The sequence below is a fragment of the Hyphomicrobiales bacterium genome, from assembly GCA_017642935.1.
Taxonomy (GTDB): Bacteria; Pseudomonadota; Alphaproteobacteria; order Rhizobiales; family MH13; genus MH13.
In genome coordinates, this window is sequence record JAEPOK010000002.1 from 1,424,689 (window position 1) to 1,448,198 (window position 23,510).

The following is a 23,510-nucleotide window of genomic DNA, read 5'->3' on the forward strand; positions in this document are numbered from 1 at the left end:
AACCCCAAATGACCGCCCTTAAGATTACAGCCGGACCATACACATTTGATGCGCGCCTTGAGCGAGAGGCTGCCCCAAAAACCTGCGCTGCCTTTGAAGCCGCTATGCCATTCAACGGGCAGATCGTTCATGTGCGCTGGTCAGGGGAGGGTGTTTGGATTCCGTTGGGGGACCGAGACTTTGGCGTCGGATATGAGAACCATACCAGCCATCCTGCGCCGGGCCACATTATCCTTTACCCGGCAGGTATCAGCGAAACAGAGATCCTACTGGCATACGGTGGCGTTGATTTCTCATCCAAGATGGGACAGCTGGCCGGCAATCACTTCATCACGCTGACGTCTGGGCTAGAAAACCTGATGGCACTGGGCAACCGCGTGCTTTGGGAAGGCGCTCAGGATATCGCGTTTTCCTATGCATGAACTGGCGATGCTTAGGCGGTGGCTGCCGGATCGACAGGCGTGACCGGAGACAAGGCAATGGTGCGTCTTGCACTTGTCGGCCCTGGACGATGGGGCCGCATTCTTGTGCAGTCTGTTCAGGGCCTTTCTGAAACAGTGACGTTCACCCACGCGGTCGCGCGGTCGCCTTCAAAGGTGGCTTCTTGGTGCGACGCGCAAGGCATCTCGCTTAACGATGATATGTCGACTGTATTGGCGGACCCTGACATTGATGGCATCGTTCTGGCCACGCCTCACTCCCAACACGCAGACCAGATCGTCCAAGTGGCAAAAGCGGGAAAGCACCTTTTCTGCGAAAAGCCCGTCGCGCTGACACGCGCTTGTGCAGAGGTGGCCCTGCTCGCGGTTAGGGAAGCCGACATCGTTTTCGCACCAGGCCACAATCGCCGCTTTCTGCCCGCCGTGCAGCAGATGAAAGCGGTAATCGAAGCCGGTCAACTGGGCAAAATCCTCCATTTCGAAGGCAATATGAGCAGCCACGTCGGTTTCGGTGAAGTCTACACGTCCGATATGTGGCGCGTGGCGCCTGGCGAGAGCCCAGCAGGTGGACTAGCTGCGGCGGGCATCCATGTGATCGACCTGATGATCCACTTGCTTGGACCGATCGTGTCGCTTATCGCGCAAAGCGACCGCTTGGTGCATGACATCGATCATGACGATACAACAAGCATGTTGTTGCGTTTTCAAAACGGCGCCACTGGTTACGTTGCTACAATGACCGCGACCGCCTCGATCTTTCGTCTGCAGGTGTTTGGCGAAAATGGCTGGCTGGAATTGCGTGGCGATGACACGCTCACTTGGAAGCCCGTCGTGGGTGAGCCTGAAGTTCGGACCTTTCCAGAGGTGTCGACTGAGAGGCTAGAACTTGAGGCGTTTGCGCGCGCCATAACCAACCGCTCGGTTTATCCAATCCCACTTGCAGATGTGCTCAACGGAATTTCAGTTTTTGAAGGCGTGTCAGCATCATTGAAAGACGCGCGCCGCATTCGTTTGTGATCATTGATGCTCTCCGCGTCCCAGTGAACCGTCTCTGGACATGGTCTGTAGCATTCCAAGTCGGTGCGATAGCGCGGCGCCTGGCGCTTGCAATCGCGTCTTTGCCCGTCAACGATCTTGCTCGTCAGGGTACGGCGCGCAGACACGCAATGGCGTACCAGAGATTCCCTTTTTCAGTGATCGGAAGAACCACCCTTCCAATAGCAGACGGATTCCATGGGACATGGGGAATCTCGTGCCTGCCTAAACGGCATCTTTGGGCTTAGTGTCTTCTCGCATTAGTGCTCAAAATGAGCTCAACTCGGAGAACTGACGTGACCCAGATGGCGCAGTTAGCCCTTGAGTAGGCATCGCATAGCTTTCAGGAGAAGGCTGGTCTGGCTGGAGCCTCCACACAATGGCGGCGAGATCAGCTGGTACGACCGTTTCTAGGGCTGGCGGCTGCTAGCCCAGGAGGTTGTGCGGACAGATGGGATTGAAGTGCCGCTTCCATTTGTCGACGAGACCATTCGCTTCTCTGCGGTCGTTGAACAGTCCGACATTCAGCAACTCGTCCCGGAGCTGATTGTTGACGCTTTCTTTGTAGCCAATTTCCACTATGGGTGACTGCGTTCAAAGGAGCTGGGTCAATCATGGCCAACCCCCGGGAATCGAGTTCCGCTTTGGGGCGTAAAAGGCCTGCCAACGCCCTCGGCTTCAAGACCCGTCCATGTGTTCTGACGTGGCCGCAGCGTTTGTTTCGCCTTCACTGACTTCGCGCTCGACAACGATGCGTGCCTTTGTCACCAAACCGGCGATGACGCCTAAGATCGCCAACCACGGCGCCGCAAGCACGACCACGCCGCCAACCACCAAACCAACGTTCAACGGGGTCTTCAGAAATACGTCGCCATCGTCGGCGATGATTTTCATTTGGCGGACACTGCCTTCCTGGGCCAGTTCCTTCACGCGCTCGACCAGCTTATCGCCCGCGACCTCTATCTCCTCAACAAAGGTTTTCTTCTTTTCGTTTGTGTCTTGCATACCAAGGTCCTCCACGTCTCCACTCACCAGTAGGCGCGATACTTAGCGCATCCGATTGACATCAGATTGACGTCGATCAGCGCGAATCTCGGGAAAGCCAGTGGGGTGGAGTCATCTCATGGTGCCGTCGTCCATTACTATGATGGATCGACTTGGATGACTCAGTCTCGACCCATGCTGCATCTACAGGCAAGTGGGTAAATGGACGCCCGAGAACCGCGCCCGAGGCAACCGACCCGGTAAACGCGAACTACCGCAGCTTGGCACGCCCGCTGACTGCACTTGTGCCCCGTGAACGCTGCCCCGCATGTGGCAGCGCCCAGCAACACAGAGTTCCTTCGAAGGCAGGTATCATCCCGGTTTTCGTCAGTACCCTACTACTGCAGGCGTCAATGCACTGTGGGCGCCTGCACTCTGACCAAGATCGCGACGCTTTGTGCGGCCCTGCTATCCGCATTCGAGGCCGGGGCATTTAATCCAGTCGGAAACTGAGAAAAGTCAAGCGGGCGGCCGGGAGGTTCAGTAGGCAACTATCAGGATCGCGATAGATCAAGGAGGTTCAAGCCCGATGTCCGATAGGAGCATTGAGGAAACCCTGGGGCTCGGGCAACCAAAACTGGCGATCGCTAAATGGGCGGGATATGCCGCTATTGCGTTCCTCGTCCTCGCTATTGGCTGGTATGCTCTTGTGCGCCCAAACGGCGGCAGCGCCATCCATTATGTCACCTCGCAGGCCTCCATCGCCAGCTTCGAGGTCATCGTCACAGCAACCGGCAGCATCGAACCGACCAACCTCGTTGAGATATCCTCGGAGCTGTCGGGCACGGTGAGCGAAGTCATGGTCGACTACAACGACGTAGTCGATGTGGGCACCGTGCTTGCCGAGCTTGATACGACAAAACTCGAAGCGCAGGTCGCGGTCCAACGCGCGTCTGTCCAGGCGGCGGAAGCGCGCATGGCGATGGCGCAAGCAGCACTCGACAACGCTCGTGAGAGATTTCAGAGAACCTTTGAACTGAATGCGCGCGGTTTTTCTTCTGCAGAAGAGCTGTCGACGCTGGAAACCGAGCTCATTCGCGCAGAGGCCGAACTCCAATACAGTGTCGCCGAACGGTCACTGGCTGAAGCCAATCTGGCCTTGCATCAGGCCGAGCTTGATCAGGCTTGCATTTGTTCTCCCATCCGCGGCGTCGTGCTCGATCGCGATGTCGATGCTGGCCAGATCGTGGCGGCATCGCTCTCTGCGCCCATCCTCTTCACTGTGGCGGAGGACCTGACGCAAATGGAGCTTCGGGTCGATATCGACGAGGCCGATATCGGCTTTGTAACGGTTGGCAATTCTGCCACCTTCACGGTTGACGCCTATGACGACCGGACGTTTCCGGCCGAGATCGCCGACATCCGCTTCGCACCTGAAACCATCGACGGTGTCGTGACCTACAAAGCGATCCTCGCGATCGACAACACCGAGATGTTCCTGCGCCCAGGGATGACGGCGACCGCAGAGGTCGTTGTCGCCGAGGTCACCGAGGCGCTAAGCGTGCCCAACACAGCCCTGCGCTATGTACCTCCTGCGGCCCCCAATGACGCCGACGAGCGAAGTGGCCTTTTGGGCATGTTGATCCCCGACAGCGGACCCGATGCTACCGTCGCAGACGCGCGTTCGGTTTGGGTGCTCCGAGAAGGGGAGGCCGTTGAAATTGCCGTCCAGACCGGCCTGAGCAACGGGGTTTTGACCGAGATCGTTGAGGGGGCGATCGAGGCGGGCGATATGGTCATCACGGATCGGACTGATGGCTAAAGGCGCACCGGAGGCCACCCCCCTCATCGATCTCAGGCGAATTAGCCGGGTTTACGGTGAAGGTGAGGCTGAAGTCCGCGCGCTTGACGCCATCGACCTGACCATAGCCCTTGGCGAGTTTGTCGCCATCATGGGGCCAAGCGGGTCCGGAAAATCGACGGCGATGAATGTGATTGGGTGCCTCGATGCGCCGACCGATGGCGCCTATTTCTTCGACGGCGTCGACGTGGCCGGGCTTAGCCGGGACCAACGCGCGCTGCTGAGACGCCACTATCTCGGATTTATCTTTCAGGGCTACAACCTCCTGCCCCGCGTCTCCGCGCTTCATAATGTTGAGTTGCCGCTGATTTACCGAGGCATGAAGCGTGCAGACCGTCGTAAGGTGGCCATGGCTGCCTTGGAGAAGGTCGGTCTGGAGCATCGGCATCATCACGACCCCTCTGCGCTTTCAGGCGGACAGCAGCAAAGGGTGGCCATTGCCCGGGCCCTTGCTGGAAACCCAAAAGTCGTTTTGGCGGACGAACCGACGGGCAACCTCGACTCCAAGATGTCGGCTGAGATCATGGAGGTCATGCGCGGTCTCAATCACTACGATGGGCTGACCATTGTGATGGTCACCCACGACAGAGAGATGGCAGAGTATGCTGACCGTCTGATCTGGATGGTGGACGGACGCATCGAGAGCGACACACCCACAGCGCAGGCAGCCTGACATGCTTTGGGAGACGATCATCCTTGCTGTGCAGGCGATCTTCCGAAACGCACTCAGATCGTTTCTGACGGTTCTGGGTGTGGTCATTGGCGTGGCCGCCGTCATCGCGATGGTCATCATCGGACAGGGCTCGGCGGAGCAAGTGACAACAGATGTCGAGAAGCTTGGCAGCAATGTTTTGTTGATCATGCCTGGGCAGGATGCGTTCGAACGCGGGGCCCGCAGCGTCGATCCGATGTTCACGCTCGACGATAACAACAAAGTAGAAACCCAACTTGGCATCGTAGAATTGTCGGCGCCGATTGCAGCAAACCGGGCGAGGGCCGTTTTTGGCAACGAAAGCCGGCGCACCGATATCATCGGAACCGACAATCGCTATTTCGATGCCGCCGAATGGGAGATCGAACGCGGGCGCACGTTCGATCCTTCGGAAATTCAATCCGGGCGATCCGTGTGCATATTGGGTGAGACGGTGCGCGAGGCCCTGTTTGGACAGTCCGATCCGATAGGCGAGGCGATCCGGGTCGCGTCGCTATCCTGCGAGGTCATTGGTCATGTGCGATCGAAAGGCGCCTCGACGTTCGGGAGCGATCAGGATGATTTCATCCTTATGCCGCTAAGGGCATACCAGCGCAGGATCGCAGGAAGCTCAGATGTAACAATGATGTTTGTTTCCGTGCGCGACGGTGTCTCGATGGAGCGTGCCACGCAAGAGCTTGAGTTGTTGATGCGCGAAATCCGTCGGATCGGACCACGCGAGGAAGACGATTTTTCCGTGATGGACATGGAACAAATCGCCACCATGCTGACCGGCATCACCGCTGTGCTGACCGGGCTCTTGTCCGCAGTCGCTGCTGTCAGCCTCCTGGTAGGGGGCATAGGGATCATGAACATCATGCTTGTGTCAGTCACCGAGAGAACACGCGAGATTGGCATCCGACTAGCCATCGGCGCACAGGCCCGCCAGGTTCTGACCCAGTTCCTGATCGAGGCGATTGTCCTGTCGCTGATCGGTGGATTCATCGGTGTAGTCCTCGGCCTTACTCTGGCATTTGTAGGGTCAAACTTGCTGAACGTCCCCTTCACGCCGGATATCGGAATCGTGGTGATGGCGTTCACTTTTTCCGCTGTTGTTGGGGTCGTATTTGGCTACTTTCCGGCCCGCCGTGCAGCACGAATGGACCCGATCGAGGCGCTGCGCCGAGAGTGATCCAACTGCTACGAGAAGCTAAGAAAAAACTGACCTAAGTCCAAGCGTTCTCGATGCCTCGCGCTCTGTTTCTTTTGGTTGGTCCGTGAGAATGGTGTTGAGCTGCAGATTGCCAGAACCGTTGTCGAAAGCCACAGCAGTATCATCGTGGCCTAAACTGGTGTTTTGGAAAGCGATGAGTTCGGGTCTCCAGAACAGCCAGGGGAACTGGCAGAGACGCTGTTGGACTTGATCAAAGGCAAGGGGAGCCGGGTCGCACTGCCAGAAGGGCAATTCAAAGACCCGGCCCTTGTTGATCTTCGGGCGCTGGTGAAGCGCACTTCTATGCGTCCACCGGTGAGACAGATCATCCTGGCGCGCCCACACGTCAACCGTCCAGCCGAACCAGATTCACCTCCCTGGGCACGCAGTGATCTTGGATTGCCTGATCACGCTCGCGAGCTTTCCTGTCATCGTTTGACGACCTGCCTCCTCCCCAGCGGCACCTGACCTTGATCTTCATCAACCGAGTTGATGTGCGCCGGACTAGGCTTAGCGAGTTGGGCACAGTTCCATCAGCCGGCCGGCGTTCTCACCTGCCTTTAGGTCTACCGGCAGGCTCTTTTTGCGCTCTGATTGACGCCAAGCACACCGGAAAAAGGGAGCCATAATGGATGGCCGATTACCCCGTCGCCGATAGGCCAGCTCATGCATCGGATGTGATTGTGTTTGCCGAAGAAACGCTTGGCAAGACGGATGCGATCAAGCACGCCCAGAGGATTTCGAACGCTCTTGGCGGTCAGCTCATCGTTGCGCACGTCATGGTTCCGCCCCAACGCGCCGCGAGCCCTATTGATCCGGTTGATTGGGACATCAGCAAGCAGGAGACCTACGCCTGGTTGGCGAGCCTTTCACGCTCGCTTGACCCTGCCAACGGCGACGCCAAAGTGCAGCTTCTTGAGGGGAGCTGCATCGACCAAATCGCTGCCCATATGGCCGATCGGCAAAGCCATATTGCGGCTGCCGTCCGATCACGCGGTGCTGGGCGTTGGCGATTGAGCGATACGGTCGTCGGTGTTCTGGAATCACGGAGCGCCGCGATTCTCGTTATCCCTGAAGACGCCCCTCCACCTGAACCCAATGGCTACAAGACAATCCTCGTTCCGCTGGATGGTTCGGCGCGGGCGGAGAGCGCGCTGCCAACCGCCGTTGCGTTGGCCAAGGCGGAGGCCGCTGAGCTTCTCCTCTACTATGTAGCGCCTCCGCCTGGACTAACCGAGTTTGGCATGCTCGATCGCGATGCAGCCAAGCTCAGTTCCGAGGTTCAAAAAAGAAACACACTGGCCGGACAGACTCATCTCACCAAGGTGAAGAACAGCTTGGCGCCTTATGGGCTGAACATATCGACGCACATCATCACCGACGGTGATGCCCGCCGGGCGCTGATGACCGCAGTGGATCGCGAAGCCGTCGACCTCCTAGTCATGGCCACACACGGACAGAGTGGGCACAGCGATGTTCCCGCCGGCGATGTGGCCGGTTTCATTCTTGGTCGCGCCGACGTTCCGGTCTTGTTGGTGCGCAATGATGGCAGCCGGTCTGATGCCCGTGCCTTTTTGGGCATGACCTCTGAGGGCGTTAGGCAACCAAGCGGCACCGACGGATGACCAGCGAGGAAGCATCGCGCGTAGGCGCGCCGGACGAACTGCGTGAGCTGGCTATGCGCCACAAGGACGTCATTGATCAACCGACCGTCGTTGCCAGCTACCGTGCCTTGCCGGGGCTCGACGGATGGCTGGCGAAAGTGCGCCACTATTGTGGCGATCCAGTGCAGGAGCATGCCCGTGCTGCGGATTGGCTGCTGGACAACGACTATCACGTCGCCCGTGCCCTGCGCCGCGTACAAGAGGACCTGCCGCTCAACTTCTATCGCCAGCTCCCAGCGTTGGAGAGCACGCAAGAGGCTAAGGTTCCGCGCGCCTATGCCTTGTCAGAAGTAGTATTTGACAGCCTTCACCCACAGCTGACGTTGGACCTCCTGACGGCATGCATTCGCGCCTATCAACAAAGAGTGCACCTCACGAATGCTGAGCTTTGGGCCCTGCCTTCGCTGCTCAGACTGGTCTGTCTTGAGCGTTTGATCAGCGCCTTTGTCTCGCTCGATGGCAGTCTTGCACCGCAGGGACGCCTAGGCACTGACGGCCAGGATCTAAGCGCCGAAGACGCGACCGATCAGATCGCGCGGGCCATAACCAACCTCATCGCAATCCATGGGATCGAATGGAAAGACTTCGTCGATCAGGTCAGCCCGATTGAAGCTGCGCTGAGCGATGATCCAGCTGGCATCTATGCCAGCATGACCTTTGAGACCCGCAACCGCTATCGCCAGGCCGTCGAAAGGTTGGCACGGCGGAGCGAGCATAGCGAAGTCGATGTAGCCCAATTGGTTTTGAGCACTTGCCGGAGGGCAGGGGGCGAACCGGTCAATTCACATGTCGGGTATTGGTTGATCGGTGATGGGCTCAGCACGTTTGAATCCGAATTGGGATATCGACCAACTCTGGCACTTGGTCTACGCCGCCGGCTCGCCCGCCACCGTGGCAAACTCTATGCCGCCGGACTGATTACTGGCGTGTTGGCCGCATTGGCGCTGCCATCTGCTTATCTGTGGGCGCAGAATGCGAGCCTAGTTCAATGGGTGATCGGCATAGCGATCTCTCTTCTCCCCGCCACCATCCTGAGCGTCTGGGCGGCCCATTGGGTGATCACAAAGGTGACTCGCCCTTTGACGCTGCCTGAGATGGATTTCTCGGAGGGCATTCCGGAGCAGCACGCAACCGCCATCGTGCTGCCGGTAATCCTTAACTCGCCCGCCGAGGTGGACAAGATTGCCGAGAAGCTGGAGATCTTGCATCTGGCCAACCCCGATCCTGCGCTTTGCTTTGTGGTTCTGTCCGATCCGGTGGATGCGACAACGCAGACGCTGCCGGAGGATGTTGAGATCGAACGCGCCCTTACCGCGAAGATCGCCCGACTCAATCAGCTCAATGGCAAAGGCGAACGCTCCCCCTTTCTCTTGCTGCACCGCGGCCGAACCTACAACGCCTCTGAAGGCTGCTGGATGGCGTGGGAGCGAAAGCGCGGAAAGCTGGAACAGTTCAACCAACTGATTCTCGGCGAAGATACCGACGCATTTGTTTTGGCGGAGGGCGACACGGCGAGCCTGTCGGGCGTGCGATACGCAATAACGCTGGATGCCGACACTCAATTGCCGCCGAAGTCGGCTGCGCGTTTGATTGGGATGATGGCCCATCCGCTGAACCAAGCCGTCACAGACCCGGAAACCGGCCGGGTGATCTCCGGCTACGCCATATTGCAGCCGCGCATTGAGATCCTGCCCAAGCTCGGCAAGGACACGCATTTCGCGCACCTTTATGGCGGCGATACCGCAGTGGACATTTACAGCCGAGCCGTCTCGGATGTGTACCAGGACCTGTTTGGCACCGGCATTTTTGTCGGCAAGGGTCTCTACGATATCGCAGCCTTGCATGGCAGCTTGGCTGGCCGCGTACCTGAAAATCGGATCCTCAGCCACGATCTGTTTGAAGGATTGCACGGGCGCGCAGCGCTCGCCAGCAACCTTGTCTTGTATGAAGACCTGCCGGCGACCTATCCGGAATATGCCGCGCGTCAGCATCGTTGGATACGCGGCGACTGGCAGCTGATACCGTGGCTCTGGCGCAAGGTGCCTTCAGCCGACGGTGGAAAGACAGCCACAACACTCTCGGCGCTTGATCGCTGGAAAATTCTGGACAATCTGCGCCGCAGCCTGATGTCGCCCGCGCTGTTGATGTTTTTTCTAGCCGCTTGGATTGCGTTGCCGGGCAGCGCGCTGGTGTGGACTTTGCTGGCCGTTGCCGCGCCGGGAAGCTACTTGATCGGCGAACTGTTCGCCATCGCAACCACCGGTGTTCGTCGCGGCGCTCTGGGCAATGCCGTCCATCAGATCAGGGCCAAGAGCGGGCGCTGGTTCTTTTCGGTCGTTTTTCTTGTCAGCGATACACTGATCGCCCTCGATGCCATCCTCACCACGCTGTGGCGCACGCAGGTGAGCCGCAAAAACTTGCTGCAATGGACGTCGGCGGCAACGGCATCGGCAAGGTTTGCTCGCCTTGGTACCCGCGCGGCCTGCTGGCGCATGATGTGGCCATCGTCGGTGCTGGCGCTGATCCAGGGCGCACAGATCATACTCTTCGATCCACAGGATTTCCTGCCCGCTGCGCCGGTCTTGCTTCTCTGGTTTCTAGCACCAGAGATTGCGGTCTGGAGTGCGCGGCCCAGGCGCTTCCGCAATGAGACACTCAACGATAAACAGCGCCGGTTTCTCACGCAAGTCGCTCGACGCACTTGGCATTTTTTCGAGACCTTCGTTGGACCCGATGACCATTGGCTGCCGCCGGACAATTATCAGCATGGCCACAAGGAAGAGATCGCTCATCGCACATCACCGACCAATATCGGGATGTTCTTGGTCTCAGCGCTTGCTGCTCGCGATTTGGGCTTCATCACCACAAGCGATTTTCTGGCGCGCTGCCGCAACACCATCGAAACGCTTGGCAGGGTAGAAACCTATCGCGGCCACATCCTCAATTGGTACGACACACGAACGCTTCAGCCGCTGGAACCACGCTATGTGTCGACAGTCGATAGTGGCAATCTGGCCGTCTCGCTGATTGCGCTCAAACAAGGCTGTTTGGAGCTTTCTGAGAAGCCGGCCATTGGCGGTGCCTGTTTTGGCTGTCTGGATACGACGCTTGATCTTCTGGTGCAGGCGATGAGTGCCTTGCCCAAGCATGATGCTGGCAGCCTTGAGCAAAACGTCCGCACGATCCGAGGCTTGGTCGAGGAGGCAAAGGCGTCGCCGCTCATTTGGACGACGGCGCTCGCCAAACTGAAAGGACCCTGTTGGCGCGAGCTTGAAACGTTGGTGCGCGATGCCATCGAAGCCTCACCCGATGCGCTGGAACAAGACATCATAGACATCACAACCTGGCTGCACCGGTTTCAGCACGATCTGCACGCCATCGAGCGCGACACCGCGACCTTCCTGCCATGGCTGACCATCTTGGAAGAGGCGCCGGCTGAAATCGAGCCTGTTGCTGACGAGATCGCAGCCTTGTTGCACCCAGAAGCACCGAGGGACGATGGCGATCCAGCCCTCGGGCAAGTCTTTGGCACAATCCACGCGCACCAAAGCCAGGCAGGCCGTGCAAGTGACGAGGCCCAGGCTTGGCTGACCAAACTTCATCACTCTATCGAACAGGGACAGGCTGCCCAGGCAAAGCTGCGAGACGACCTCATCGCGCTGGCTGATCGGGCGGAGCGCATCGCCTACGGCATGGACTTTGCGTTCCTTTATGACCCGACGGTGCGGCTATTCACCATCGGCTACAACCACAGCCTCGCGCAGATGGATGGCAGCCACTACGATCTCCTGGCCACCGAGGCGCGCCTGGCGAGCTATTTTGCCATCGCCAAGCATGATGCGCCCATCGACCATTGGTTTTCGTTCAGTCGGCCAATAACGCGTCTGCGCGGCAAACCATCGATCCTGTCTTGGAATGGATCGATGTTCGAATATCTTATGCCACCGCTGTTTTTGCCGAGCTATCGCGATACGCTGTTAGGCGAGAGCGAGCTGACGGCGGTCGAATTTCAGCGCGCTTATGCCCACCAACGCAATGTGCCTTGGGGCATTTCTGAATCCGCCTTCGGCGTGACCGATGCGCAAGGAACGTATCAGTACCGTGCATTCGGTGTGCCGGGTCTTGGCATTCGCAGGGGGCTAACAGAGGATTTGGTGGTCGCGCCGTACGGCTCTGCTTTGGCGCTTTGCGGCTGGCCGGAGTCCGCGTCGGACAATCTTGAGACGCTGTCTGAGCTTGGCGCGCTAACCCGCTACGGCTTCTATGACGCGTTGGATTTCACGCCGGATAGAACCGCTCCCGGACGCGATTTCATCCCCGTTCAAACCTACATGGCCCATCACCAGGGCATGATGATGTCTGCCATCGTCAATGCGCTGAACGACGACGTTCTGGTACGCCACTTTTTGAGCGAAAAACCGGTTCAGGCCATAGATCTGTTGCTGCAGGAGCGTGTGCCATGGGATGTCCCCATTGAGCGTGGTCGTGCCGATGAAGTCTCATTGGAACGCCATGCGCAAACACGACCAGTCGCCGATCTTACGCCCTGGGTTCCTTCCCCCGATTTTGCCGTGCCGCAAACCCATAGATTGGGCAATGGACGACTGTCCTCGCTGATCACGGACACGGGCGGCGGTGGTCTGACCTGGAAGCAAAACGCACTGACTCGGTGGCAGGCCGATTCAACGCGCACCGCCTATGGTCACTGGCTCTACCTGCAAGATCGACAAAGCGATGATCTTTGGTCGCTGGGCGCAGCACCAACCGGGCAGGATCCCAACCAGGGCAAATGCGTGTTCCATCAGCACATGGTCGAGGTATTGCGCCGCCACGATGGGATGGTTGCGCGCATGGATGTCACGGTCGCGCCGTTTGACGATGTGGAAATCCGCCGCGTGACGTTGGTCAATGAAAGCGACAGGGACCGCACCATCGATCTGACCAGCTATGCCGAAGTGGTTTTGGCGCCGCCCATGGACGATGAGCGCCATCCTGCTTTCAGCAAGCTTTTCGTTCGAAGCACTTTTTTGGAGCAAGACAATGCGTTGCTCTTTGAGCGCCGCCCCCGCCGTCCAGAAACCCGGCCGCCTGTCTTGCTGCATAGGATGGTCTCCAATGATCCAGCACTTGCCATCCACGCTTGGGAAACCGACCGCGCACGCTTTCTAGGTCGCAACCAGAGCAACCTACCGCCAATTGGTTTGCAGCAGGGTTTGAGCCAGACCGATGGTTGGACGCTTGATCCGGTCATGGCGCTACAAATTCAAGTGAAACTGAAACCGACCGAGACCAAGGAGCTGGCATTTCTCACGATTGCGGGATCGTCGCAGGGCGAGGTGATGCGGATTGCGCGAGATTATCCGGCCGAAGCGATCGATCGCGCCTTCCGCGATGCGCTGTTCGAGACGGGACGTGCCGTTCAGCAGCTTGAGATCGATCCCCTTCATCTGCCGGAGCTGCAAGGGCTTTCCTCGCTGTTGACCCATGCCAGCCCAACGCTGCGCGGTACACCGCCAAAGGATGCCGATGCGTGGCATGGTCAGCCTGATCTCTGGCGCTTCGGAATATCCGGCGATCTGCCAATCTTTTTGCTAAAAGTCGCCAAGGCTGGCGATCCCTCGCTGCTTGATTTACTGGTGCGGGCGCAAAGGCTCTGGCAGCGCACTGGTCTGGAAATCGACCTGGTTATTCTGCGCGATGCAGTTTCTGGCTATGAGGAGCCTCTGCGCGAGCAGGTCCTCTCCATTCTGCGCAAGACGCACGCCGACAGCGTTCTCGGCAAACGAGGTGGTATTCACCTCTTGGCTTCCGATCAAATGGATGCGGGCCTGAGACGTGGCATGGAGGCGGCGGCACATATCGTCTTGAGCGATGAACACCTGACCTTGCGCGAGATTCTTGATCATGCCTTGGAAACCCGCATTCCATCGCCGCGCTTTGATCCTGGACAGCCACCAAGCTACGAAGCCCTCCCCACGCTGGAGCGACCGGATGGCCTGTTATTCGACAATGGTTATGGTGGTTTTGAACCCGATACTGGTGACTACATCATGCACCTTGGCCCCGGCGAACATTTGCCAGCGCCCTGGTGCAATATCTTGGCCAATGACGATTTCGGCTGCCTCGTCAGCGAAGCGGGGTTGGGAGCCAGCTGGGCGATCAACAGTGGAGAGTTTCGGCTGACCCCATGGGCCAACGATCCCGTCGCAAACACACCCAGTGAAGTGCTCTATCTGCGTGACCAGGCCAGCGGCGAGGTCTGGACGACGACACCCGCACCGTTGGGACATGACGCGGTTTGCCAGATACGCCATGACGCCGGCCAAGCGCAGTGGCGACAGAACAGTCATGGCCTTGAGCAAGAGATGCTGGCTTTCGTACCGGTCGATGCATCGGTCAAGCTTGTTCGCTTGCGGCTGACCAACCGCACCAGGCGGCCGCGGCGTGTTTCAGCGACCTACTACGCTGAGTGGATGCTGGGCGCCATGAGCAGTGTCGCCAAGCCCCATATCACCAACCACTTTGATCCCGTCCTGAAGGCGATCATAGCGCGCAACCGCTGGAACCCGGAATTTGGCGATCGTGTTGCCTATTTGATCGCATCCTTGGAACCGCGCAGCATGACGGGCGACCGTTCTGATTTTCTGGGTCGCGAGGGCGACGTGCATGATCCCGATGGGCTGCGTCGCTGGGACCTTGGTGGGCGTTTCACGCCAGGCGGTGATTCCTGCGCCGCCTATCAGGTGCACTTGGACATCGCCGCCGAGCAAACCGTAGAAGTCGTCTTCGCACTCGGCGCCGTTGCCCACCAAGCCGATCTGGCTGAGGCCGTCACAAAATGGCGCGATCCTGCAGAGGCGGAACGTGCCCAGCGCGCCTTGCAAAAAACATGGCGAGAGCGACTTGCAGCCGTCCAGATCAAAACGCCTGATCCAGCACTTGATTTGATGGTGAACCGATGGCTGCCCTACCAAAACATGTCCTCACGGATCATGGCACGAGCGGGCTTCTATCAAGCTGGTGGCGCCTATGGCTTCCGCGATCAGCTTCAGGACGTGCTGGCACTGTTGCATGGCGATCCGGCACGTGCGCGCCAGCACATCCTTCTGGCCGCGCGCTATCAGTTCGAGACCGGTGATGCGTTGCATTGGTGGCATCCGCCGGCCGGGCGCGGCGTGAAAACCCGCTGTTCAGACGATTATCTTTGGCTGGTCTATGTAACGGCCCGCTACATAAAGGCGACAGGCGATACCACCATTCTGGACGAGCAGGTTCCTTTCCTGACGGCCGATGAGTTAGAACCCGACGAGCACGATCGCTATGCCTTGTTTGAAACTGGCCAGACCGCGCCGCTTTATGAGCATTGCGCGCGAGCACTGGATCGAATGATGGCCACCGGCCCACACGGGATTGCGCTCATCGGAGCTGGCGATTGGAATGACGGGATGGATCGGGTCGGCGACAAAGGGCTGGGCGAAAGCACGTGGCTGACCTGGTTTCAGATCGCCACTGTCGGTCTGTTTGCTCCCCATGCGAGAAAGGCTGACCATCACGAGGACGCTAAGCGTTGGGAGGACCACGCCGCCAGCCTGCGCGAGGCCGTGGCAGAACATGGATGGGACGGTCAATGGTATGTCCGAGCCTTTGATGATGAGGGTCTGCCATGGGGATCGCACACCAACGACGAGTGCCAAATTGACCTTATCGCCCAGGCTTGGTCGGTACTCCATGGCGCGCCGCCGGATGATCGGGCGAGGCAGGCCTTGCTCTCAGTTGGAGAAAAACTTGTCGATCGACCCGCCCGGCTTGTTCGATTGTTGACGCCGCCATTCGATCAAACCGCGCGCGATCCAGGCTACATCAAGGCCTATCCGCCGGGGATCCGTGAGAATGGTGGGCAGTATACCCACGCTGCGACCTGGCTGGGTGCGGCCTATGTTGCCTCGGGCGATGGCGAGCGCGCCCATGAGGTATTCGACATCATCAACCCCATTCGGCGTGCGGCGAGCCAAAGCGATGCCGATCACTATCGCCGGGAGCCTTATGTGCTCACCGGCGACGTTTCAGGCGCCGGCAATCGGATCGGTCAGGGTGGCTGGTCCTGGTACACCGGCGCTGCCGGCTGGGCATGGCAGTTGGCCGTTGCTGGCCTTTTGGGCATCACCCCTGAGGATGGTGATATACGGATCGACCCGTGCCTGCCGCCTGACTGGCCGGACGCCGAAGCGAGGCTGGACGGGCCCAATGGGCGCCTGGAGATATTGATCATGCGCGATGCAAACGTGAATCAAGGTCAAGTCGAGACGATCGTTGATGGTCAGCCCTGGAAAAAAGAAACGGTGCCCTATCCCGGTAAGGGCCATACAAGCCGCGTTCTGGTGAAGCTTGCCGAGGTAAATGTTCATGCCGCAATCGAACCGGCTTGACCGGTTAGGGCTTCGGCTTCAAATACTCATCGAAAACCTCGGCATAGGCTGGATCGTCCTTGGCGAGATAGAGCGTTGCGGCCAGCATGCCGGGCTTGGACCCGCAATCGAACCGCCGTCCGGAAAACCGATAGCCCGCAACACCGACCTTGCCAGCACTTTGGGTGATGGCGTCAGTGAGTTGAATCTCCCCTCCCGCGCCGGGCTGCGTCCGTTCCAACGCGTCGAATACCGCCGGATCAAGGATGTAGCGGCCGACAACCGCCATTTGTGAGGGTGCAACCTCCGGTTTCGGCTTCTCGATGACGCCGCTTGCGTAAACAAAACGATCCTTTTGCGCAGTCACATCCAGGATGCCGTACTGGGCAGTTGATGCTCTGGGCACCTCCATTACCGCGATCAAATGCCCGGCTTCGCAATCGGCATAGGCATCAATCATTTCGCGCAGACAGCCTGGTTTTCCCAGGATCAAGTCATCTGGCAGAACAACGGCAACCGGACCATCCAAAGTCTGCGGGCCTGCGCGCAAGACAGCATCGCCCAGCCCCAGCGGGTCGGGCTGCATGACAAACACCACCTCGCAATCGCGTGTATCAAGCGCAGCCTCTTCTAGTTCATGGGCCAGGGCCGGCTTTCCATGTTCAACAAGGATGGAACGTAAATCCGCATCATCCATCACATAGTGCTTGATCGCAGCCTTGGAGGGATGGCTGACAAAGATCATGCGTTCCACACCGACCTCGCGTGCTTCGTCGATGGCGTACTGGATCAGAGGTGTATCGATCACCGGCAGCAGTTCTTTCGGCGTACCCTTGGTTGCTGGCATGAACCGCGTGCCAAGGCCGGCCACTGGAAAAATCGCTGTGCGGACGGGAGGATGCATGATTGCTTTGTATCACTCTTGAGCAGGAAGCGCGATCACAGCTGAATGCTGACGCAGGTAAAGTTGGTGAACGCTACAAATCCCTTCCTTGATGCCGATCAACCTTGGTCGCGGCGCCGCATGCAGTGATCGGCCCGTCTGCCCTTTGACCATGGACTGCCATGCCCAATCCCGATGATCTTGTGTTTTTTGCTCTCAATGGCAGCGACCATTTGGGCGATGCGATTTGTGCCCGGCTTGGCCAGTTGCGAGCGCCGCATGAAGAGCGCGACTTCGGCGATGGCGAACATAAGGCCCGACCTTTGCAGCAGATTGGAGGCTGCGATGTATATGTGCTGCATTCGCTACACGGGCAGCCGGGCACCTCAACCAATGACAAACTCGTCCGACTGCTCTTCTTCATTGCGACCTTGAAGGATGCGGGCGCTAAAAACGTAACAGCTATTTGCCCCTATCTGGCCTACAGCCGGAAAGACCGCAGGACAAAGCCGCATGATCCCGTTTCCTCTCGCTATGTTGCGCAGCTTTTTGAAAGCGTTGGACTGGACCGGATCGTCACTGTCGATGTCCACAACGTCAGCGCGTTCGAAAACGCCTTCCGAGGCTGTCGAACCATTCATGCGGTGACGGCACCTTTGCTGGCTGATCACATTGAGAAGCGTTCAGATCAGACATCGTTTACGGTGATGGCGCCTGACGCTGGTGGAGCCAAGCGTGCGGAGGTGGTGCGTCAGGCCTTGCAGCAGCGCTTCCAGCATCCGGTCACCAAGGCCATCATCGACAAGCATCGCAGCGAAGGCGCGATTTCTGGATCGCTTTTTGCTGGCGATGTCGCAGGACGCACAGTGGTCATCGTCGATGACATCGTTAGCAGCGGTGGAACGATGCTGCGCGCCATCAAAGCCTGTCGAGAGGCTGGAGCAGCACGCATTCTGGCCTCGGCAACCCATGGGCTTTTTACCGCCCAAAGCTCGCTGATTGGTTCTGAAGGACCAGATGAACTGATCGTCAGTGACACGGTGCCGTTGCCAGCGAAGTTGCAAGATAATCCCAACCTAACCGTGCTGTCCGTTGCCGGTTTGTTGGCAGACATCGTTGCCCGGCTGCATGAGGGTGGCGACGTCGGCGCCTTGTTGGCTTACAGCTAAAACATCCTATCGCGATGGGGTTGCCAGGCGCAGATAGTCACGCGCCAGCGCTGGCCATCGCTCGGGTTGGCGTGGCTTGGCATCGCGCAAATGCTCGATCGACAGACGCGCGCGCATGCATGCGCGGATAGTCCGATAAAACTCTTTGAGCTGCGGTGGCACATCATCGTCCAACCGTTTTTCCAAGCCTGCATGAAGCTGATCGCCGATCCATGGGCACTCCAAGCGTTCGCATTCCAGGCTGAGAAGCGCGATTTCATCGAAGGGATCGACCTGCCGCAAACGATCATCAAACTCCAAGCGATCGATCACCAGGGTTGGCGGGCCGAGATAGACATGCTCCGGCCGCAGATCGCCATGGCCGTCGACGATCCGACCCTGTGCCAGCCGGTCAGTCAAGAGGTTCGAACGATCGCGCAAGAATTGACGGAGCGCGTCGAGCGGCGGTTGCACCAAGCCTGATGGTAGTTCGAAGACTGGGTCGTTCAGGGACCTGGTGGCGAGCGCGATGTTGCGTTGGTATGTTGCGATCAGTTCTGTGTCGGTGAGGTAACTGCGTGGTGCTGTGCGGTAAAACGCAGCCAGTCGATCGCAAATCCTTTCAATGTCATCCGGGCGAACGGACTGCATTTGGCAACGATTGTCCAAGAGCCGGCTCGTGTCGAGCCGTCGCATCAACACAACCCACTCGACAGGCACACCCTCGCCCTCAAAGGCAAGCGAACCGTCGGTCGGGCGTAGCACCGGAAGGCTCTTCAAATAAACTCCAGGTGCCAGGGCCTGGTTGAGTGAAACCTCACGCTCACAGCTTTGCCGCCTAGCTTTCAGCGGGCCATAATCGACGAAACTCAGTTGGATCGGCTTCTTCGTCTTGTAGACCAAATCGCCCGCCACAAAGACATGCGAAGTATGGGTTTCGACGACCTCCACCTGCGCTGGCCGGTGCGCATAGGAATGCCGGTCGGAGAGGAACGCCATGGCCGCCGCATGGTCGCCCTGATCCTGCTCGGCGATTGGCCGTTCACACATGGATCAGCCGCTCATCAGTAGCGGATAAATGTGCAGACCAGTCGTGAGATTGGCTTCCCAAATCGAATGGTTGGGAATGTCGGTCCACGCCTCATGGGTCAGCGGCTCGGACGCCACGACAATCGCCCGGTAGTCGCGCTTGGGATCATGGTGGATGTGCGGAAAGCCGCAAATTTCGCAGTCATAAACACCGAGGCGATCAACAAAACAGAGCCCGCGATTGATGCGTGTTCCAAATAGTCGCTCGCCGTCGGTGATCATCATATTCAGCCCCAGCGGCTTGCCAGGGGCGGCCGTTTCAGCAAGCTCGGTAACCTCGCATGCCAAGGCCCGCAGAGCAGCAACCATATCGCCGTGAGGATCAATCGCGCCTTCGTCGGCGCGCGTGAGAAACAGACGAAACACATGCTCACTGTCTGTCACGCCTTTGATCGCGTCGCGATGCTTCGGGCTCAATCGCGCCGCCATTTCGTCGCGCATCTGCGCAAATCCTGGTACTGTGCCGTTGTGGGTAAACGTCCATCGTCCTTCGACAAAGGGGTGGGTGTTATGCAGATCGGTGCCGCCGACCGTTGCCCGGCGAACATGGGCAAGGACCAGCGTGGCATAGGCGCGCGCCGCAGCCCGCTCAAAATGCTCACCGTGATAGGCCGCCCAGGCCTGGCGCTCGACGTCCGGACCATCGCCGCCAAAAGTTGCCACGCCCCAACCGTGCGAATGGCTGTAGCCGCCAAGGTCGCTTCGGCTTTGGGACATCAGCGCGTTTTGCGAATGCACCAGCGTGCACTCAACCTTGGTGGGTTCGCTGGCGATGAATCCATACAGGCGGCACATGCTCTGATCCAGGTCAATTTTGGCATCGTTGCTCCCCCTACCATGGGCCTGCAAAGCTGGATGATCATGACCAATATCAAACAACGTTTGTTCGAGGCATTTCGCAAAGACCACGCCATCCTCGGCCGTGGCTTATACGATATGGAGATGGCGATCTCTGGCGGCGACGCTGCTCGGGCAAAGGCACTTGCAGACCAGTTGGATTGGGATGTCGGCGCCCACATTGCCTTTGAGGAATACGATTTCTACCCAGCCTTAAAGGTTTTTCTTTCAAAAGCTGAAGTCGAGAAAATGTATGCCGAACACGCCGACGGCGCGCGGACTCTTGCCGATGTCGTCGCGTTGAACGCGGACGCTCCCATCAGCACAGATGTCAAAGACAGATTGTTGTCGGGCGTGCGCGAAATGGAACACCATGTTTCTGAATGTGGCGAGTTGTTCGGGGCGCTTGGCGGCGTCAGCGAGGAGGAGATGGAGTCCCTCTATGCTCGTTTGGAAAGCTGGAGACGGAAGGCACCACGCTGGTCAGAATTGGCAGAAAGCAAACAACAGTCGAGGGCTGACTAGGCGTCGATGAACGCACGGGCCGCCAACCGACAGTTTCCATGGCCATTGCACCGCCGCGCCCAGATCACCCTTGATGACCGCGACCGGGCGCGCATTGCCACACAGTATGGCAGTTGTGTGCGCAGCGGAGCGTTTTTACCACCGGCGGCCAGGTTTGGTTCCGATATCGCATCCGGCTATCTCGATGCACCGATGGCCGTCCTCGAGGACCATCGCGCCATCGATTTGATGCCGCAAGAGAGCGTTCCCTTGTACGAGTACCGATCTTACGGGCTAGCGCGTGCCGGCGATGTATTTGTTTTGTCGCGGGAGCGTTTGCCGGCGTATGAATGCTATGTCGATCAGGTGCTCGGGCTTGCGTCGCCGCATGTCCTGCAAGTGGATCGTGGCAATCCCGGAGCACCGGATGCGTTGGCCAACGCCTGCCGACGCGATGCCAAGGCCCTCGACAGGTTGTGCGAAGTTGCCGCCAATGCGGGTGGTTTCAACATCTTGCCTTACCTTTCCTCTGGCCACAGCTGGTTGCTGGCAGCCGATATTGCACGCCGCACTGGCGTGCCCGTCCGTGCCTGTTGTCCCCCGCCCAAATTGGCACGGCGTGTCAATGATAAGCTCTGGTTTTCGACGCAGGTTCGCCAGCTCCTAGGCATACAGGCTTTGCCACCAACCTTCTCCGTCTTCGGGCCGGCCGCGGCAGCGGTCTATATGCGAAAGCTGTCCCGCAAGCATTCGCGCGTTGTCGTCAAATTGCCTTCCAGTGCCGGCTCCATGGGCAATATCGCGTTCGACGCAGGCAATGTTCGGCAAACGTCTGTCGGTGCACTCAAGGCCCTCCTTTTGCAGCAGTTGGAGGCTGTGGGTTGGACTGGTCGCTATCCAATTCTGGTTGGAGTTTGGGAGACGGGCGCCTTATCCAGCCCCTCGGTGCAGATGTGGTTGCCCGAGAGTTTGCATGCCGCTCCGATCATTGAGGGGCTGTTTGATCAGACGCTCGAGGGGGAGCGCCAGCAGTTCATTGGGGCCACTTCGCTTGCGCTGCCTGACCGTTTGCAATCGCGTATCCTCTACGAGGCCACGATGATCGCCAGCCTGGTGCAGCGTCTCGGCTATGTCGGGCGACTGAGCCTTGATGCTCTGATCGTCGGCGAAGACTTCTCGAGCGCCGATCTTCATTGGATTGAGTGCAATGGCCGCTGGGGCGGTGTTTCCATTCCAATGACCTTGGCAGCCAGACTGGGCGTAGATCTGCAAGCGCACAATTGCGTCATCGTCCAGCGCCCGGTTGCCGGCTTAGCCTTGCCAGACTTTGATGTTCTCATCGAACAACTTGGTTCCAGTATCTATCGGCCAGGGGCAAAGGAGGGCGTCGTCTTCACCGAACCGGTCGGGCCGGGCGAACGTGGCGTCAGTTTCTTCGCTGTGGCTGCCAGCACATCGCGAAGCCAGGAACTTGCTTTGGAGGTGATCGACCAGATCACCGCATTGGCGACAACACCCCATCAGGTAGAAGCAATGCAATGAATGGGCCTTTTGGATAACAGCCAGAGTCGCGGCGACCTATCAGTGTCTCGGCGATTTTTGTTTCGACAGCTCATTGTAAAACCGCCAAGAGGCGTGACAACGAACAAGGTCGGCGGCCCGCCAATGGTCAAGCGTCTGAATGCGCTAATACGAAAACGTCTGCGCACGGTGTTGCACTCAAATGCGTTGACTATCATTGACTGGATTGAGCCGGTCTTGGTCACTATGGGGAACGACGCTAAGGCTTCGTCGACCGGAATTTTTGGCGCAAGCCTTGCAATGGATCCTTCAATACGCCAGTTGGCCAGCTGAGACTCGATGGCCCATTGCCGAAGCGTGGCAAATAGCCAAAGTCTTGGTTGCGATGTCTTCGTCCTCCGCTGGGAACCCTCAAGACCCACGGCTGGAGTGCGTTCTAGGGAGCGGTACTTGTAGCCAGCTCGATCAGGCCGCCGGTATTATGTTCTAGTCCAGCCGGCTCAGCTAGGACTTTGATCCCAGGTCTTGATTTCGCGGCCTTGCCCCAGGAATAGACGGACCTTCCAATTGACCAGTTCGACGTGGCAGCACTTTGGAGGCCGACGAGGGGCGTCGATTAACAGAAAAGTCGAGTAATCCTTCTTACGCACACGATGCTGACCAGACACACATACCAACTTGCCGACCGTGGCCTCGCCCCTCGGCATTTCCAATGCGATCTTGGTTCTGAACACCATGTGGTGGTGTTTCCGTTTCCAGATATTGGATTTTGGGCTTCTCGAAGTCCTTGTTGGAAAGGCGCGCTATCAATCAAATCAGCAAGGCGAATACGCTTTCCACCTGCATACTCGGCACGAAGATACGTTTCGATTGCGGCGGTAGCGGATATTCCGGTTGCTAGGTTTGCGCCACCGACGAAGGCATAATCGCAATCGCGAACGATGAAGGCGCACCATTCCGACATGGTAGCACCGCCCTTCAACAGTTCGTCGTCAAGCGCGGTGATAAATGCCCATCTGGCGTTTTCATTCAAACTCGTTCCCTCAAGCGAAGAAACGTTTTAGCCGAAGTGTAACATTGGTCAGTATGTGATTTAGGCAGTCAATGCTTCGATCAGTTCGAACGGTGGCTTCGTTCGTGTTGTCGTCATTTGCTTACGTCCGCTAATGGGATGGACCGACTGCTCCCTCAGCGCAGGCTGGTCGTTAGACTGAGCCTGTCACCAACAGGAGCGG

General features: G+C 58.4%; 15 protein-coding genes. 10 read left to right on the forward strand and 5 right to left on the reverse strand.

Annotation, left to right across the window (positions count from 1 at the left end; translation table 11 throughout):
- Positions 1–8: 8 nt before the first annotated feature.
- Positions 9–422 carry a DUF3830 family protein gene (locus tag JJ917_16160; GenBank protein MBO6700363.1) on the forward strand — a complete coding sequence of 138 codons (414 nt, stop codon included), beginning with the start codon at positions 9–11 and terminating at the stop codon, positions 420–422.
- Positions 423–479: 57 nt separating this feature from the next.
- Positions 480–1,457 carry a Gfo/Idh/MocA family oxidoreductase gene (locus JJ917_16165; GenBank protein ID MBO6700364.1) on the forward strand — a complete coding sequence of 326 codons (978 nt, stop codon included), beginning with the start codon at positions 480–482 and terminating at the stop codon, positions 1,455–1,457.
- 444 nt (positions 1,458–1,901) lie between these two features.
- Here JJ917_16165 and JJ917_16170 read toward each other — a convergent pair whose 3' ends face one another.
- Both JJ917_16170 and JJ917_16175 read right to left on the reverse strand, forming a co-directional pair.
- A complete protein-coding gene (locus tag JJ917_16170; GenBank protein MBO6700365.1) occupies positions 1,902–2,054 on the reverse strand; it encodes a transposase in 153 nt (50 codons plus the stop codon).
- Between the two features lie 99 nt (positions 2,055–2,153).
- Positions 2,154–2,480, reverse strand: coding sequence for a DUF4342 domain-containing protein (locus JJ917_16175; protein MBO6700366.1), 327 nt, complete (start codon positions 2,478–2,480; stop codon positions 2,154–2,156).
- 568 nt (positions 2,481–3,048) lie between these two features.
- Here JJ917_16175 and JJ917_16180 point away from each other — a divergent pair.
- The 5 genes from JJ917_16180 to JJ917_16200 all read left to right on the forward strand — a co-directional run bounded on the left by JJ917_16180 (position 3,049) and on the right by JJ917_16200 (position 16,314).
- Positions 3,049–4,281, forward strand: a complete 1,233-nt coding sequence (locus tag JJ917_16180) for an efflux RND transporter periplasmic adaptor subunit (protein MBO6700367.1) — start codon at positions 3,049–3,051, stop codon at positions 4,279–4,281.
- Entirely contained in the window at positions 4,274–4,993 is a 720-nt protein-coding gene (locus tag JJ917_16185) for an ABC transporter ATP-binding protein (protein ID MBO6700368.1), read from the forward strand. The genes JJ917_16180 and JJ917_16185 overlap by 8 nt, the downstream gene beginning before the upstream one ends.
- A gap of 1 nt (position 4,994) precedes the next feature.
- Positions 4,995–6,203, forward strand: coding sequence for an ABC transporter permease (locus JJ917_16190; GenBank protein MBO6700369.1), 1,209 nt, complete (start codon positions 4,995–4,997; stop codon positions 6,201–6,203).
- 653 nt (positions 6,204–6,856) lie between these two features.
- Positions 6,857–7,849, forward strand: coding sequence for a universal stress protein (locus JJ917_16195; protein MBO6700370.1), 993 nt, complete (start codon positions 6,857–6,859; stop codon positions 7,847–7,849).
- A complete protein-coding gene (locus tag JJ917_16200) occupies positions 7,846–16,314 on the forward strand; it encodes a cellobiose phosphorylase (protein MBO6700371.1) in 8,469 nt (2,822 codons plus the stop codon). The genes JJ917_16195 and JJ917_16200 overlap by 4 nt, the downstream gene beginning before the upstream one ends.
- Positions 16,315–16,318: 4 nt before the next feature.
- On the opposite strand, the gene JJ917_16205 is transcribed toward JJ917_16200, so the two are convergent.
- Positions 16,319–17,197, reverse strand: coding sequence for a UTP--glucose-1-phosphate uridylyltransferase (locus JJ917_16205; protein ID MBO6700372.1), 879 nt, complete (start codon positions 17,195–17,197; stop codon positions 16,319–16,321).
- A gap of 161 nt (positions 17,198–17,358) precedes the next feature.
- On the opposite strand from JJ917_16205, the gene JJ917_16210 reads away from it, so the two are divergent.
- Entirely contained in the window at positions 17,359–18,345 is a 987-nt protein-coding gene (locus JJ917_16210; GenBank protein ID MBO6700373.1) for a ribose-phosphate pyrophosphokinase, read from the forward strand.
- A gap of 6 nt (positions 18,346–18,351) precedes the next feature.
- Here JJ917_16210 and JJ917_16215 read toward each other — a convergent pair whose 3' ends face one another.
- Together JJ917_16215 and JJ917_16220 are read right to left on the reverse strand one after the other, a co-directional pair.
- Complete coding sequence (locus JJ917_16215) at positions 18,352–19,374, reverse strand: hypothetical protein (GenBank protein MBO6700374.1); 1,023 nt, start codon at positions 19,372–19,374, stop codon at positions 18,352–18,354.
- Between the two features lie 3 nt (positions 19,375–19,377).
- A complete protein-coding gene (locus tag JJ917_16220; GenBank protein MBO6700375.1) occupies positions 19,378–20,208 on the reverse strand; it encodes a class II glutamine amidotransferase in 831 nt (276 codons plus the stop codon).
- Here JJ917_16220 and JJ917_16225 point away from each other — a divergent pair.
- Together JJ917_16225 and JJ917_16230 are read left to right on the forward strand one after the other, a co-directional pair.
- Entirely contained in the window at positions 20,092–20,775 is a 684-nt protein-coding gene (locus JJ917_16225) for a hemerythrin domain-containing protein (protein ID MBO6700376.1), read from the forward strand. The genes JJ917_16220 and JJ917_16225 overlap by 117 nt on opposite strands.
- 6 nt (positions 20,776–20,781) lie before the next feature.
- Positions 20,782–22,296, forward strand: a complete 1,515-nt coding sequence (locus JJ917_16230) for a hypothetical protein (GenBank protein MBO6700377.1) — start codon at positions 20,782–20,784, stop codon at positions 22,294–22,296.
- The last annotated feature ends 1,214 nt before the right edge of the window (positions 22,297–23,510 follow it).